The following is a 14,910-nucleotide window of genomic DNA, read 5'->3' as shown; positions in this document are numbered from 1 at the left end:
ACAGGAGGAATGAGGAATGGCAAAGGACATCTTTGTCGAGTTCGTGGGCTCGGACGTCATCGGTGACGTCCGTGACAAGGACCACGGCTCGGCATCGCCCACCGCAAAGAACACCAAGCCGACGCTCGAGGTGAGCTCGTGGACCCAGACCGTGCGCCAGCCCAAGTCGGCGACGTCCTCGACGGCCGGTGGTCACTCGGCCGAGCGCTGCGAGCACGCCGACATGGTGTTCACCAAGGACATCGATGCGGCCACGCCCAAGCTGCTGCAGGCCTGCTCGGCCGGCACCATCTTCAAGGAAGTCAAGGTCTATTTCTACCGCGCGATTTCCAGTACGGCCAACCAGGCCGGTCAGCACAACGGCGGCCTGCAGCGCAAGCGCTACCTGTTGATCGAAATGAAGAACGTGCTGGTGTCAAGCGTCACGCCGCAGGTCGGCGGTGAGGGTCTGCCGACCGAGACGTTCTCGCTGCGTTACTCGGCCATCCGCTGGTCGTACGACGAAGTGAAGATCGACGGTACCGTCGGCCACACCAACGTGTCGTGCGCCTGGAACCTGGCCACCAACACCACCACCTACTCCTGATGGGGTTCGGGGGCGTAGCCCCCGTCTTGTCCATGCCTGACCAGTTCCCGCCCAGCATCTGGGATCGCCTCTTGGCCGCCGAGGGTGAGCATCGTCCGGGCGGGTTGGTCGGCATCGACAAGATCAAGGCTCAGGTGGCGCGCGATGTCGAGAACATCCTGAACGCCCGACAAGCGCTGTTCCTTGCCGGCGCCCAGCACAGCTTGGCTGCCCGTTCGGTCATGGGCTTTGGCCTCACCGATTTCGCGCACGTCACGACCTACGGCGCGCATGAGATGGACGAGGTCTGCCGCAGCATCGAGCGCGCCATTCTGGCCCATGAGCACCGGCTGCGTCATGTGCAGGTGCGGTTCCGGGGTACCTCGTTGATTGCCGGGCGCTGGGGCTTTGACGTCGTGGCTGAACTCCGTGTCGGCGATGCCCGCGAGCCGATCAGTTTCGAAGCCGTCATGGATTCGTCCAAACAGAATTTCAGCGTGCAACAGGGCGCCTGACCTGCATGAAGAGCCTTGTCCCCCATTTCGAACGTGAACTCACCTTTTTGCGTGAAAGGGCGTCGGGGTTCGCGCGCGCCTATCCGAAGATCGCCGCTCGGCTCGAGCTGAGCGACGGCGTGTCAAGCGACCCGCATGCGGAGCGCATGATCGAGTCGTTCGCCTTGTTGGCCGCCCGCATCCACAAGCGGCTGGACGACGATTTCTCGCTGTTCACCGAGTCCATGCTCGAGGTGCTGTACCCGCACTACCTCCGGCCGTTCCCTTCGTGCTCGGTGGCGCGCTTCGATCAGGGCGCAGCGGCCGGCCAGCTCACCCGAGCGATCACGGTGGGGCGAGGCACCAGCCTGCAGAGTCGTCCCGTCAAAGGGGTGGCGTGCCGTTTTCGGACCACCCAGGACGTCACCCTGCTGCCGCTGGTGGTTCAGTCGGCGGTCTATCGCAATGCGGTGAAGGCCCCGCCCGGGACGCCCCTGCCCGCTGGCGTGACGTCCGTCCTGTCGGTACGTCTTTCCTTGTCGTCGCCTCAGGCAACCTGGCCCGATGTCTTGGCGCGACCGTTGCGTTTCTACCTCGACGGCGAACCTTCGCTGGTGGTCGCCTTGCGCGAGGCCTTGTGTCGGAATGTCGCCGGCATGATGGTGCAGTGGGGCGACCATGGCGCCTGGCAGCCGATGGCATCGGATGCCGGGCCACAGCAGGCGGGCTTCGATCCGGACGAGCCCCTCGTGGCGTTCGACGCGAGAACGCACGATGCCTATCGGTTGCTCACAGAGTACTTTGTCTTCCCAGAGAAGTTCAACTTCGTCGACCTGCCGGTGTCGGCCCCTGCGGGGATGGCGCCCGGTGCCGCCGGGTCTGATGCGCCGACCTTGACCGTCCATCTGCTGATGAAGGGCATCCGCAGCGATTCGGATGCATCGCGCCTGCTCGAGATGAGTTCAGAGCGCAACCTCTTGCTGGGCTGCACGCCAGTGGTGAATCTGTTCGAGCAGCACGCCGATCCAATCCGCATCACGCAGCAGGCGGTGTCTTATCCGGTGGTGGTGGACAGTCGGCGCGCGTTTGCCTATGAGGTCCATACCATCCGCAAGGTGTTCCGGGTCAGAAAGACGGCGGAAGGGGAAGCGGTCGAGGCCTTCGGGCCGATGTTCTCGTTCCGCCATGGGGACGACGGGGCCGGTGAAGAAGGCGCTCCGCGGTGTTACTGGCATGTCCGCCGCGACGAGGACCTGGCCGAGCAGAGCCCGGGTTACGAGACGGAACTGACGCTGGTGGATCACGCCTTCAATCCGGCCACGCCGCAGATCGACACGCTTTCGCTGACAGTGCTGGCGACCAACCGCGATCTGCCGTCGCTGTTGCCTTTCGGCCTGCAGGGTGGCGACCTGTTCATGGAAGGGGGCGGTCCGGCACGCGAGATTCGCCTGCTGCGCAAGCCGACGGCCAGCGTGCGGTTGCCTCGCCACGGCGGGATGTTGTGGCGCTTGATCTCGCACCTGTCGCTCAACCATCTGTCGCTTGCGTCCAGCGGTGCTGAAGGCCTGCGCGAGATGCTGGGCCTCTACGACTTTGCCCGCGCATCGGGCGTGCGGGGCATGATCGATGGCCTGGAAAACCTCCGGTGTCGCGATGCGACTGCCTGGCTCCCGGGTGAGCCATTCGCTTCCTTCGTCAAGGGTACGGAAGTCCAGCTGTTTGTCGATGAGGAGCGTTTCGTCGGGGCTGGACTCGGCCTGTTTGCCGAAGTCCTGGATCGGTTTTTCGGCCTGTATGCCCACGCCAACAGTTTCACCCAGCTCACCGTGCTGGCCGCGCGTACCCAGGAAGTTCTGGTGTCATGTCCTCCCCGCAGCGGCGCTCAACGTCTGGTGTGATCCACCAACTGCTGCAGCAGCCGCAGCAGTTCGATTTCCTTCAGGCCGTGCGGTTGCTGGACCGCTGGCTTGACGGCGCGTTCCCAGCGGCGCGCGGGTTGGCGCGGGTTCGCTTCCGCAATGCCGTGTCGCTGTCGTTCCCCGCAAGCGACATCGAGGCGCTGGTGGTGCATGCTCGGGAAGACGGCCCCGTCGACCTGGGTGTGATTCCGGCCACCGCGATCGACCGGGTGGAGGTGACGCCTGCCTTCATGGGGCTGCTGGGCGTGAGTGGTGCCTTGCCGCTGTGCTACACCGAGGCCATCGGGCAGCGTGAGCTGTACCAGAAGGACACCGCAGCCCGCGCGTTCCTCGATGTCTTCACGCATCGCTCGGTCGTGTTGTTCTACGACGCGTGGCGCAAGCACCGCTTGCCCATCGATCTGGAGCTGACGGCGCCACGTCGCTTCCGGCGGATGGTGCTGTCTCTGGGGGGGCTGGAGGGGGAGCGGCCGCGGGGTGGGACGGAGCGCGTACCTGCGATCTCGGCTCAGGCACTGGCCTACTACGGCGGGGCGTTGCGGCACCAGCGGTGGTCGGCTGTGCAGGCTCAGCGCGTGCTGGCCGAGTACTTCGGTCTGCCGGTGCACATCGAACAGTTCGTGGGCCGCTGGTATGCCTTGCCCGAGCTCGCCCGTGCGCGGCTCGGGGTGCAGGTGGCCGGACAACGCACACAGGGCGTGCTGGGGAAGTCGGCGCTGCTGGGCGAGCGAGTCTGGCAGCGCAACCTGTGCCTGCGCGTGGAGCTGGGGCCTTTGCCCCACGCCCACCTGCAGGGGTTTCTGCCGGGAAGCCGTGGAGCGCGTGCGCTGTCGCAGTGGTTGACGCTGTGCTTCGGGACCGGGCTGACCTTTGAGGTGCGCCTGCGACTGGACCGCGCGCACATCGAGCCGACCGTGCTGAAGTCGGGCCGCGACAACACGCGCAGCCGCCTCGGCTGGGACACTTTTCTGCAGACCCGCCCAGCCAGGGCAGACCGCGGGGACATCTGCTACGAGCTGCATCCCGCTTGAGCCTGGCGGGATGCATCAGAACGAAGAACACACAAGGACCAGGGAAGGACCCCGTTGCCATGAGCCAGAACCTCAAGACCCTCATCTCGAAACTGAACGACGCCACGCGCCAGGCGGCCGAGCGGGCTGCCAGTCTGTGCATGGGCCGCGGCCACTACGAAGTGGACATCGAGCACCTGCTGCTGGCGCTGCTGGAGCAGCCGGGTAACGACCTCTCGGTGCTCGCTCAGCGGGCCAATGTGTCGCTCACCGAGTTGCAGCGTGACATCGAGGCGGAGCTGGCTGGCTTCAAGACGGGCAACACGCGCACGCCTGTGTTCTCGGCGCACCTGCCCGTGCTGTTGGAGCACGCCTGGTTGATCGCGTCGCTTGAATCGGCTGTCGCCCGCATCCGCAGTGCGCATCTGCTGCTGGCGCTGCTGACCGAGCCCACCCTGAGCCAGTTGGCGCACCGTACGTCGCGGTTGTTCGCGCGCTTTTCGCTGGAGGACCTGAAGCACCGGCTGGCCGAGGTGACTCGCGGCTCGACCGAGGCGGTGACACCTGCCGCCGCCGGCTCGGTGCAGGATGACGGGGGGGATGGCGATGAGGCCGATGCCGCCGACGCGCTCAGCGGCAAGACCCCCGCCCTCGACCAGTTCACCACCAACCTCACGGAGCGTGCGCGCGAAGGCAAGGTGGACCCGGTGATCGGTCGCGATGCCGAGATCCGGCAGGCCATCGACATCCTGATGCGTCGGCGTCAGAACAACCCCATCCTCACGGGTGAGGCCGGCGTGGGCAAGACGGCTGTGGTGGAGGGGCTGGCGCTGCGCGTCGCGCAGGGCGACGTGCCGCCGCCGCTGCAGGGCGTCGCCATCCATGTGCTCGACATGGGCCTGTTGCAGGCGGGCGCGTCGGTCAAGGGGGAGTTCGAGAACCGCCTGAAGAACGTGATCGACGAGGTCAAGCGCAGCACGCATCCGATCATCCTGTTCATCGACGAGGCGCACACCATGATCGGTGCGGGCGGCCAGGCGGGGCAGAACGATGCAGCGAACCTGCTGAAGCCGGCTCTGGCGCGCGGCGAGCTTCGCACAATTGCCGCGACCACCTGGGGTGAGTACAAGAAGTACTTCGAGAAGGACGCGGCGCTGGCCCGGCGGTTCCAGGTGATCAAGGTGGAGGAGCCGTCCGAGGAGCTGGCCTGCGCGATGCTGCGCGGCATGGCCCCTCTGATGGAGAAGCACTTCGGCGTGCGCCTGCTCGATGACGCGATCCGCGAGGCGGTGCGCCTTTCGGCGCGCTACATCAGCGGCCGCCAACTTCCCGACAAGGCCGTGAGCGTGCTGGACACAGCGTGCGCCAAGGTCGCGCTGGGCCAGAGCGCCACGCCGGCCCGCATCGAGGAGGCGCGCAAGCGCCTGGAGCGTCTGGACGCGGAGGCCGCCGCCTTGTTGCGTGAGGCCGCAATCGGGGCGCGCCATGGTGAGCGCCTGGACGCCTTGAAGGCCGAGCGCAATGCCATCGTGCAGCAGTTGCAGGCCGACGAGACCCGCTGGAGCCATGAACAGCAACTGGTGAGCGACATCCAGGCGCTGCGCGCGAAGCTGGAGCAGCAGGCCGGTGGTCTGTCTTCCGCCGAAGCAGGCCTGGCCACGACCACTGCAGACACCGCGGCGCCCGAGGGCACGAGCAAGGCCGCGAAATCGCGCAAGAAAATGGATGCGAGCCCGGCGTCGCCCGACCACGAGTTGCTGGCTGGCAAGCAGGCCGAGCTGGGCGCCCTGCAGGGCGAGGCGCCGTTGGTGCCGATGCAGGTGGACGGCCACGTGGTCGCCGAGATCGTGGCGGCCTGGACGGGCATCCCGCTGGGCAAGATGGTCAAGGACGAGATTCGCACGGTGCGCAATCTGCAGGGGACGCTGCAGGAGCGCGTCATCGGCCAGGACCATGCGCTGGCTGCGATTGCGCAGCGTGTGCGCACGGCCCGCGCCGGGCTCGAGGACCCGAACAAGCCCAAGGGCGTGTTCCTGTTTGTGGGCCCCAGCGGCGTGGGCAAGACCGAGACTGCACTGGCGCTGGCCGACATCCTCTATGGCGGCGAGCGCAACCTCATCACCATCAACATGAGCGAGTACCAGGAGGCGCACAGTGTCAGCGGCCTGAAAGGCTCGCCGCCGGGCTATGTGGGTTACGGCGAAGGCGGCGTGCTGACCGAGGCGGTGCGCCGCAAGCCCTACAGCGTGGTGCTGCTCGACGAGGTCGAGAAGGCGCACCCGGATGTGCTGGAGATGTTCTTCCAGGTGTTCGACAAGGGCGTGATGGACGATGCAGAGGGTCGCGAGATCGACTTCCGCAACACGGTGATCATCCTGACCTCGAATGCGGGCTCACAGCAGATCATGAATGCGTGCTTCCGACAGGACGAGGAGCTGGGCGGTCCGGTGATGAGGTCGGTCGACGAGATGCCAGCTGCAGACGAACTGGCGGAGGCGCTGCGCCCGGTGCTCTACAAGACCTTCAAGCCGGCCTTCATCGGTCGGACCAAGGTGGTGCCCTACTACCCGCTGAACGACGACGTGCTGGTCGATGTGATCAAGCTCAAGCTGGATCGGATTGCGGCCCGCGTGGCGGCGAATCACCAGGCCGAATTGAGCTACGACGACGCGCTGGTGGAGTCGGTGCTGGCGCGGTGTACCGAGGTGGACACGGGCGCGCGGGCGGTGGACCACATCCTCAACGGCAGCCTGCTGCCCGAGGTGGCGGAAAGCGTGCTGGCCCGCATGGCCGAAGGCCAGCCCATCCAGCGCATCAAGGTCAGCGCGGCCAAGGACGGCGCCTTCCGCTTCAAGGTGGCGTGATCGGGGCCGGGGCGACCCGGCTCGGCCCCGCTCAGTCGCTGAGCACCAGCATGGCCTCGTCGCACCAGTCGTTGGCGGCGGTGTAGAAGCCTTCCCAGACGCAGCCGTTGCAGCCGCGGCCGCAGCAGGTGGTCGGTTCGGGGGGCGGTTCACGCAGGGTGACGCCCTTCTGGGCGGCCTGGCGCTGGAAGTGGGCGAACATGGCCTGGGCCGATTCGCGGTCGGTGAGCTGGAAGTCCATGGTCACGCGGCGTGCAGGGCGCCGTCTGGCTGAGGGAACATCGCGCGGACACGGTGCGCGAGGCGTGCGGATGATACCGGCATGCGTGGCATAGTGTCCGCGTGCAGCCCGATGTGTCCCGTGATCCCGTGCCCGCGTCGCCGTCGCCTTCTGGCGCCCCGGCGGCGGGTGGTCGTGTGGTCACATGGCGGGCGCTGATCCTGACGTCCATCGTGCTGGTGCTGGCCATGACGGCCGTGGCAGTGGGCGTGGCGGCGTATGCGTGGCACCACCTGGCGGCCCGGGTCACGCTGCGCGAACAGCAGGCCGACGTGCTGCTGCCCGAGTCGTTGGCCGTAAGGGCCACCGTGGCCGAGGGCGTGACGGTGCGCATCGACCAGACGCTGCCGGTGCGTGTGCCCATCCAGCAGACGCTGTCCATTCCGATCGACGACGAGATCCCGCTGGTGGTGAGCCTGGACACGACGGTGCCCATCGCGCTGGACGTGCCGGTGAAGACCGTGATCCGGCTGGACCAGACGGTGGACGTGGACACCCGCGTGCAGACCCGGGTGCTGGGCATGACGCTGAACCTGCCCATTCGGGGCCGTGTGCCCATCCAGGCCGATGTGCCGATCGACGTGGTGGTGCCGGTGCGCGAACGGTTGCCCGTGGTGCTGCAGGCGCCCGCGCGGGTGCGCCTGCCCGAACCCATCCGCACCCGCATCGACACCGTGATCGACGCCCGTGTGCCGGTGCGCGAGGTGCTGCATCTGCCACTGTCGCGCCCGGTGGAGGCGAGCTTGCGGTTTCCTCAGCAGACGGTACGGGCCGGCCTGGCCGAACTGGATCTGACCCTGCCGTTCCAGGCCCTGAGCATCGGCGGGTTGAAGGGGCCGGCACCGACCGGTGCGGCCGCGCCATGACACGCCACATGAGGGCGCCATCGGGCTGGCACCGTGCGGTGACACGGCCCCAGATGGTCGCGGTGGCGCTGCTCGTGTTGACCGTGTGGCTGGCCCTGATGGCGACGGGCGCCTGGTTGTTCTGGCGGCATGCCGAAGTGCGGCTTGCGCTGCGTGATCAGCCGCTCACGCTGACCTTGCCAGCCGGTCTGCAAGCGGCGGCCACGGTGAATCGTCCTTTGTCGTCGCGCCTGAGGGCCTCGCCCCGGGTGCCGCTGGAGGTGGACCAGCGGGTGCGCGTGCGCTTCGAGGATGCGCTGTCCGCCCGGGTCGCGTTGAAGACGGTGCTGCCGGTGCACACGGTGGTGCAGGTGGACCAGCAGGTCCGCGTGTCGGCGCCGGTGTCGCTGGATGTGCCGGTGGTGCGGTGGCTGCCGCCGTTCAAGGTGACCGTGCCGGTGCAGTTGGTGCTGCCGGTGCAGTTCAAGGTGCCGGTCGACGCGCAGGTGCCACTGGACCTCGATGTGCTGGTGAGCGGGCGTTGGCCGGAGGACCTCAGCGTGCCCCTGAAGGCGAGCTGGACCTTGCGGGCCGTGCTGGATGCGCCGCTGCAGGCCGCGTTGACCCGCGAGACGGTGTTCACGCTGCAGGGGCCGGTGGCGCCCCTGGCACTGCGCATCCCGGCGATGGACTTGCGCATGCCGGTGAGCTGGATGGCGCTGGTGGCGGCGCCACCCCGTTGACACGGTGAGCGGGCGTGCAGGCGGCGTCAGGCGGTCTGCTGCAGCACGCCGAGTGCCTCTTCGCACCAGTTGGCCCAGCTGGCCTCGTACATGATCCCTGTCTTGAGGATGAGGTGCTGGATGCGCTTTTCGCGCGTGGCGGCACGGCCGGGCGGGAAGTCGCGCGCTTCGATGGCCCGGTAGGCCGCCAGGCGGGTCTGGTGCAGTTGCATGCGGCGGCGCAGTTCGCCTTCCAGGCCCAGTGGGCCGATGGCGGCGTCGGCCCGCAGGCGCACCATGAGCTCGTCACGCAGGTCGGTGGGCTCGGTGGGTTCGCGCACCCAGGCGCGCAGCGCGGCTTCGCCGGCGGGCAGCACCTGGTAGAGGCGCTTGCGGGTCTTGCCACCGTCCGGCGCGACGTCGGAGGCGATCCAGCCGGCCTGTTCCATGCGGGCCAGCTCGCGGTAGATCTGCTGGTGGGTGGCGTGCCAGAAAAAGCCGATGGACTTGTCGAAGCGACGGGCGAGGTCGTAGCCCGAGGATGGTTTTTCCAGCAACGAGGTCAGCAGGGCATGGGCGAGCGACATGCGGCGAGTGTAGCGGGCCGGTGCGGGTATGCAACCAGTTGCATGTTGCGGGCGACTCGATTAGAGTCGTGCACCGCTATGCAACTGGTTGCATCGAGACCTTTCTGCCGGAGACCCCATGACCGCGTACCCCCACCTGCTTCAACCCCTCGATCTGGGCTTCACCACACTGCGCAACCGCGTCCTGATGGGCTCGATGCACGTGGGGCTGGAAGAGGCCAAGAATGGCTTCCAGCGCATGGCCGCGTTCTATGCCGAGCGGGCACGGGGCGGTGTGGCCCTGATGGTGACGGGCGGCATCGCCCCCAATGACCAGGGCCGGCCCTATCCGGGTGGCGCCCGCCTGGCCACCGAAGAGGAAGCCGCGCAGCACCGCGTCGTGACCGAGGCCGTGCATGCTGCCGGCGGCAAGATCGCCATGCAGATCCTGCACTTCGGGCGCTATGCCTACCACCCCGAGCTGGTGGGCCCGAGCCCGATCCGCGCGCCGATCTCGCCCATGCCGCCGCGCGAGCTGACCACGGCCGAAGTCGAGCAGACGATTGCCGACTTCGTGCGCTGCGCCCAGCTGGCCCAGCAGGCCGGCTACGACGGCGTGGAGATCATGGGCTCCGAGGGCTACCTGATCAACGAGTTCATCGCCGCGCGCACCAACCAGCGCACCGACGAGTGGGGCGGCAGCTACGAGAACCGCATCCGTTTCCCGGTGGAGATCGTGCGCCGCACGCGCGAGGCCGTGGGGCCGAACTTCATCCTGATCTACCGCCTGTCGATGCTGGACCTGGTGGAGGGCGGCTCGAACTTCGACGAAGTGGTGCAGCTGGCCAAGGCCGTCGAAGCCGCGGGCGCCACCCTGATCAACACCGGCATCGGCTGGCACGAGGCCCGCATCCCGACGATCGCGACCAGCGTGCCGCGCGCCGCCTTTGCCTGGGTGACGAAGAAGCTCAAGGGCCAGGTGGGCATCCCGCTGGTCACCACCAACCGCATCAACACGCCGGAAGTGGGCGAGCAGGTGCTGGCCGAGGGCTGTGCCGACATGGTGTCGATGGCCCGTCCGCTGCTGGCCGATCCCTTCTTCGTGGTCAAGGCCGAAGCCGGCAAGGCCGATGAAATCAACACCTGCATTGGCTGCAACCAGGCCTGCCTGGACCACACCTTCAGCGGCAAGATCACCTCGTGCCTGGTGAACCCGCGTGCCTGTCATGAAACCGAACTCGTCATCGAACCCGCCAGCCAGCCCAAGCGAATCGCCGTGGTGGGCGCCGGCCCTGCCGGTCTGGCGTGTGCCACCACGGCCGCCAGCCGCGGCCACGATGTGACGCTGTTCGAGGCCGACGCCGATGTGGGCGGCCAGTTCAACATCGCCAAGCAGATCCCGGGCAAGGAAGAGTTCTACGAGACGCTGCGCTACTTCCGCAAGCAGCTGCCGCTGACCGGTGTGAAGGCGCGCTTCAACACCCGTGTGTCGGCGCAGGAGCTGATCGACGGCGGCTTCGACGAAGTGGTGCTGGCCACGGGTGTGGCGCCGCGCACGCCGGCCATTCCGGGTGTGGACCACCCCAAGGTGCTCAGCTACCTGGACGTGCTGCGTGACAAGAAGCCGGTGGGCAAGACGGTGGCCGTGATCGGCGCTGGCGGCATTGGCTTCGACGTGTCGGAGTACCTGACGCACGAAGGCGAAAGCCCCTCGCTGGTGCCCGAGAAGTTCTATGCCGAGTGGGGCATCGACACGAGCTATGCCGAGCGCGGTGGCATTAAACCGGCCAAGCTGGAAACGCCGCCGCGCCAGGTCTACCTGCTGCAGCGCAAGACGAGCAAGGTGGGTGACGGCCTGGGCAAGACGACGGGCTGGATCCACCGCACCTCGCTGAAGAACCGCAATGTCGAGATGATCGCAGGCGCGACCTACGAGAAGATCGACGACCAGGGTCTGCACATCACGGTGGGCGGGCAGCAGACCGTGCTGCCGGTGGACAACGTGGTGCTGTGTGCCGGCCAGGAGCCGTTCCGTGCGCTGCAGGACGGCCTGCAGACGGCGGGCGTGAAGGTGACGCTGATCGGCGGGGCCGACGTGGCCGCCGAGCTGGACGCCAAGCGCGCAATCAAGCAGGGCACGGAAGTGGCCGCGGCGCTTTGATGTTGCACGTGAAGAACAGGATTACACCATGAGCCAGAACACCGTGGACACGACCCCGCCGCAGCTGGAGACGCTGCGCGTGACGCTGAGCGACCACATCGCCACCGTGACGTTGAATCGGCCGGACAAGGCCAATGCGATGAACTGGGCGATGTGGCAGGACATCCGCAGCGCCATGCAGTGGGTGGACCGCACGCCTGAGGCCCGGGTGGCCATCATCGAAGGGGAGGGGCGCCTGTTCACCTCCGGCATCGACCTGTCGATGATGATGGGGCTGCAGGGTCAGATCAAGGACGACTGCGATGGCCGCATGCGCGAGAAGCTGCGCCAGCTGATCCTCGAATTGCAGGACACGCTGACCAGCATCGAGCGGTGCCGCAAACCGGTGATCGCCGCCATCCACGGTGGCTGCATTGGCGGCGGCGTCGACCTGATCAGCTGCACCGACATGCGCTATTGCTCGGCCGATGCGTACTTCACGATCAAGGAAATCGACATCGGCATGGTGGCCGACGTGGGCACGCTGCAGCGCCTGCCCAAGCTGATCGGCAACCAGGGCATCGTGCGCGAGATGGCCTACACGGGCCGCCGCGTGGAGGCAGCCGAGGCGCGCGAGATCGGGCTGGTGAACCGCGTGTTCGACAGCCGCGAGGCACTGCAGGCCGGTGTGCGCGAGGTGGCGGCCCAGGTGGCGGCCAAGTCGCCGCTGTCGATCCGTGGCACGAAGGAGATGCTGAACTACAGTCGCGACCACTCGGTGGCCGACGGGCTGAACCACATCGCCACATGGAACGCGGCCATGCTGATGTCGACCGACCTGACGGCGGCGATGATGGCCGGGATGGCCAAGCAGACGCCCGAGTTCAAGGACTGAGTGCGGTGTTCGCGGGGTGCGCGAGCTGTGGGGCCAGCCAGGCCTGCAGCGCGCGCCATGCGAGGTCGACCTGAAGGCGGGCGGCCTCGGACAAGGGGGCGCCCAGCGTGAAGTCCGACCCGGGCACCGACAGCACGGTGCAAGGCGGCGGCGGGGCCTGCAACAGCCGGGCGTGCAGGCTCAGCAGGTGCGCCGGTGTGAGGTGATGGCTGGTCCAGGCCGGGCCTTCTGGGGCGGCCGTCACGGCGGTCCATGCGGGATGCGGGGACGGGGTGGCTTGGGCGTCGATCACCAGCACGTGCGTGCGGTCGGTCAGGTCCAGCACATCTTCTGCCGAGAGTTGCATGGTGGTGAGCACCTCGATCTGATCGGACAGCGTGGATGGCTGTGAAGCGAGCCAGGCCTGCAGCCGATCGGCCAGCGCCGGGCCGATGCCGTCGTCGCCCCGCGCGGGGTTGCCGATGGCAATGACGAGCAGGGGCGCGCGATCGGGAGGCTGATCCCACAGGCTCATTGGATGAGCTCCGGTCGTTCCAGGTTGCCGTCCTCGTGCTTGAGCAGCACGTCCTGCAGGGCGCCGTCGGCGTGGCGGAGTTCCAGCCGCATCGGCATCTTGCCCAGCGCATGGGTGGCGCACGACAGGCAGGGGTCGTAGGCCCGGATGGCCACCTCGATGCGGTTGAGCAGGCCTTCGGTGAGCTCGCGTCCATCGAAATACTGCGCGGCCACCTGGCGTACGGCCTCGTTCATCGCGGTGTTGTTGTGCGTGGTGGAGACGATCAGGTTGGCGTGGGTGATGAGGTCGTCTTCGCCGATGCGGTAGTGGTGGATCAGCGTGCCGCGGGGCGCCTCGATCACGCCCACGCCTTCGCGCAGTGGCGTGCCGGTGGCCATGAGGTCGGTGCCGAGCAGCGCCGGGTCATCCAGCAGGTGGGCGATGGTTTCGGCGCAGTGCAGCGTGTCGATCATGCGGGCCCAGTGCTGGGCCAGCGAGGCCGTGACCGGGCGCCCGTCGCCCCAGGCCTTGAACGCCTGCCTGGCCGCTTCGGCCCGTGGGGTGTCGAGAAAGGTGGCGTTGTTGATGCGGGCCAGCGGGCCCACGCGATACCAGCCCGTGTCCGGGCCGTGTGCGCGCAGGAAGGGGAACTTCATGTACGTCCACGGCTTGACGGCTTCGCCGATCAGGGCGTCGTAGCCGCGCACGTCGACCTGGTCGACCACCAGGTTGCCTGCCGCATCGGTCACGCGCAGGGCGCCGTCGTACAGGTCGGCTGCGCCGTCCGGGCGCACGAGCGACATGAACATCGACGGGAAGTCGGCGAAGGTGCCGTGCTCGGGCAGGTGCTTCACGAAGAGGTCGCGCGCCAGGTCGACGGTCTGCGCGCACCAGTCGGTCACCTGGCCGATGTCGGCGCGCATCAGGTCGCGGTCAGCGGCCGACAGGGGCTTGTTGAAGCCACCGGGCACCGAGCCCGTGCCGTGGATGCGCTTGCCCGTCAGCAGCCGGATCACCTCCTGGCCATACTTGCGCAGGCGGATGCCCTGCAGGCCCAGCTCGCGGTGGTCCTGTAGCACGCCCATCACGTTGCGGTGGGGCACGGCGTCGTCGAAGCCGAACAGCAGGTCGGGCGAGGCGAGGTGGAAGAAGTGCAGCGCGTTCGATTGCAGCACCTGTGCGGCATGCAGCAGGCGCCGCAGCTTCTCGGCGGTGGGCGTGATGCGCGCGTGCCCGATCACGAAGGCATCGCAGGCCTTGCTGGCGGCCAGCAGGTGGCTGACGGGGCAGATGCCGCACAGGCGCTGCACGAGCGTGGGCACCTCCCAGTAGGGGCGGCCCTGGATGAAGCGTTCGAAGCCGCGGAACTCGACGATGTGCAGGCGCGCCTGCTGCACGCGGCGGTGTTCGTCGAGCAGCAGGGTGACCTTGCCGTGGCCCTCGACGCGGCTGACCGGGTCGATCACCACGCGGCGCAGGCCGTCGGGCTGAGAGGCGGTTTCAAGCGGGTGGGGCATGGTGGCTCAGTCGAAGCGGCGGGCGTGCAGCGGCAGCTCGGTCGCGATGTCGGGCGTGCGCCGGGCGATTTCGGCCAGTACCAGGGCGCGAAAGGCGTCGGCCGGAGGCGGGCAGCCGGGCAGGGTCAGGTCCACAGGCACGACCTCGTGCACGGGCAGCACCTTGTCGAGCAGCGGCGGCAGCTCGGGGTCGCGTGGCAGTTGCGGATCGTGCAGCCCGTCGGCCAGGTAGGCAGTCTGCATCAGCTCCGCCACGGGGATGCCGTTGCGCAGGGCCGGCACGCCGCCGTACATGGCACACGCGCCCACGGCGACCAGCACGCGGCAGCGGGCGCGAAAGGCGCGCAGCACCTCGACGTTCTCTTCATTGCAAAGGCCGCCTTCGATCAGGCCGATGTCAATGCCGTCCTCCGACAGCGCCTTGACGTCGGTGAAGGGGCTGCGGTCGAAGGTGATGAGGTCGACCAGGTCAGCCAGGGTCTCGTCGATATCGAGCAGGGACATGTGGCAGCCGAAGCAGCCGGCCAGCGAGCAGGTGGCGATGCGCAGTCGGGGCGAGGGGCTCGCAGGGGCGGTGGGGAACATCAGGGACATGGT

General features: G+C 67.8%; 14 protein-coding genes. 9 read left to right on the top strand and 5 right to left on the bottom strand.

Translation table 11 applies throughout. The features are described 5' to 3' along the window. The first annotated feature begins 16 nt into the window (after window positions 1-16). The 5 genes from DEH84_RS12745 to tssH are packed head-to-tail and all read left to right on the top strand — an operon-like array spanning window position 17 to window position 6,852. Window positions 17-586, top strand: coding sequence for an Hcp family type VI secretion system effector (locus DEH84_RS12745; RefSeq protein ID WP_109037187.1), 570 nt, complete (start codon window positions 17-19; stop codon window positions 584-586). A gap of 32 nt (window positions 587-618) precedes the next feature. Further along, window positions 619-1,080, top strand: a complete 462-nt coding sequence (gene tssE / locus DEH84_RS12740) for a type VI secretion system baseplate subunit TssE (protein WP_159098956.1) — start codon at window positions 619-621, stop codon at window positions 1,078-1,080. A gap of 5 nt (window positions 1,081-1,085) precedes the next feature. Next, on the top strand, window positions 1,086-2,957 hold the full coding sequence (gene tssF / locus DEH84_RS12735) for a type VI secretion system baseplate subunit TssF (RefSeq protein WP_109037185.1): 1,872 nt from the start codon (window positions 1,086-1,088) through the stop codon (window positions 2,955-2,957). Continuing rightward, a complete protein-coding gene (tssG, locus tag DEH84_RS12730) occupies window positions 2,921-4,009 on the top strand; it encodes a type VI secretion system baseplate subunit TssG (protein ID WP_109037184.1) in 1,089 nt (362 codons plus the stop codon). The genes tssF and tssG overlap by 37 nt, the downstream gene beginning before the upstream one ends. A 59-nt stretch (window positions 4,010-4,068) precedes the next feature. Next, the gene (gene tssH, locus DEH84_RS12725) at window positions 4,069-6,852 is read left to right on the top strand and encodes a type VI secretion system ATPase TssH (protein ID WP_109037183.1); all 2,784 of its coding nucleotides are present in this window, start codon (window positions 4,069-4,071) and stop codon (window positions 6,850-6,852) included. 31 nt (window positions 6,853-6,883) lie between these two features. Here tssH and DEH84_RS12720 read toward each other — a convergent pair whose 3' ends face one another. Then, on the bottom strand, window positions 6,884-7,093 hold the full coding sequence (locus tag DEH84_RS12720; RefSeq protein WP_109037182.1) for an oxidoreductase-like domain-containing protein: 210 nt from the start codon (window positions 7,091-7,093) through the stop codon (window positions 6,884-6,886). Window positions 7,094-7,206: 113 nt separating this feature from the next. On the opposite strand from DEH84_RS12720, the gene DEH84_RS12715 reads away from it, so the two are divergent. Both DEH84_RS12715 and DEH84_RS12710 read left to right on the top strand, forming a co-directional pair. Then, window positions 7,207-7,998 carry a hypothetical protein gene (locus DEH84_RS12715; RefSeq protein ID WP_159098955.1) on the top strand — a complete coding sequence of 264 codons (792 nt, stop codon included), beginning with the start codon at window positions 7,207-7,209 and terminating at the stop codon, window positions 7,996-7,998. Beyond that, the gene (locus DEH84_RS12710; protein ID WP_159098954.1) at window positions 7,995-8,720 is read left to right on the top strand and encodes a hypothetical protein; all 726 of its coding nucleotides are present in this window, start codon (window positions 7,995-7,997) and stop codon (window positions 8,718-8,720) included. The genes DEH84_RS12715 and DEH84_RS12710 overlap by 4 nt, the downstream gene beginning before the upstream one ends. Window positions 8,721-8,746: 26 nt before the next feature. Here the strand turns inward: DEH84_RS12710 and DEH84_RS12705 are convergent, their stop codons facing one another. Further along, a complete protein-coding gene (locus DEH84_RS12705) occupies window positions 8,747-9,286 on the bottom strand; it encodes a PadR family transcriptional regulator (protein WP_109037179.1) in 540 nt (179 codons plus the stop codon). A gap of 118 nt (window positions 9,287-9,404) precedes the next feature. Between DEH84_RS12705 and DEH84_RS12700 the strand changes: the two genes are divergently transcribed. Together DEH84_RS12700 and DEH84_RS12695 are read left to right on the top strand one after the other, a co-directional pair. Continuing rightward, a complete protein-coding gene (locus tag DEH84_RS12700; protein ID WP_109037178.1) occupies window positions 9,405-11,426 on the top strand; it encodes an NADPH-dependent 2,4-dienoyl-CoA reductase in 2,022 nt (673 codons plus the stop codon). 28 nt (window positions 11,427-11,454) lie between these two features. Continuing rightward, a complete protein-coding gene (locus tag DEH84_RS12695) occupies window positions 11,455-12,300 on the top strand; it encodes a crotonase/enoyl-CoA hydratase family protein (RefSeq protein ID WP_109037177.1) in 846 nt (281 codons plus the stop codon). Here the strand turns inward: DEH84_RS12695 and DEH84_RS12690 are convergent. From DEH84_RS12690 to DEH84_RS12680, 3 genes are read right to left on the bottom strand one after another with little or no spacing between them, the layout of a single operon-like run. Beyond that, window positions 12,290-12,814 carry a hydrogenase maturation protease gene (locus DEH84_RS12690; protein WP_109037176.1) on the bottom strand — a complete coding sequence of 175 codons (525 nt, stop codon included), beginning with the start codon at window positions 12,812-12,814 and terminating at the stop codon, window positions 12,290-12,292. The two genes, DEH84_RS12695 and DEH84_RS12690, sit on opposite strands and share 11 nt — an antisense overlap. Further along, window positions 12,811-14,313 (bottom strand): Ni/Fe hydrogenase subunit alpha, encoded by a 1,503-nt coding sequence (locus DEH84_RS12685; RefSeq protein WP_109037175.1) that lies wholly within the window; start codon window positions 14,311-14,313, stop codon window positions 12,811-12,813. Before DEH84_RS12685 ends, DEH84_RS12690 begins: the two co-directional genes overlap by 4 nt. Before the next feature lie 6 nt (window positions 14,314-14,319). Next, window positions 14,320-14,907 carry an NADH-quinone oxidoreductase subunit B family protein gene (locus DEH84_RS12680; RefSeq protein WP_218929726.1) on the bottom strand — a complete coding sequence of 196 codons (588 nt, stop codon included), beginning with the start codon at window positions 14,905-14,907 and terminating at the stop codon, window positions 14,320-14,322. Window positions 14,908-14,910 lie beyond the last annotated feature (3 nt).

It is taken from the genome of Aquabacterium olei (genome assembly GCF_003100395.1).
Lineage (GTDB): Bacteria > Pseudomonadota > Gammaproteobacteria > Burkholderiales > Burkholderiaceae_C > Aquabacterium > Aquabacterium olei.
The sequence above is the reverse complement of the archived record's forward strand: the minus strand, read 5'-3'. Positions and strand labels throughout refer to the sequence as shown.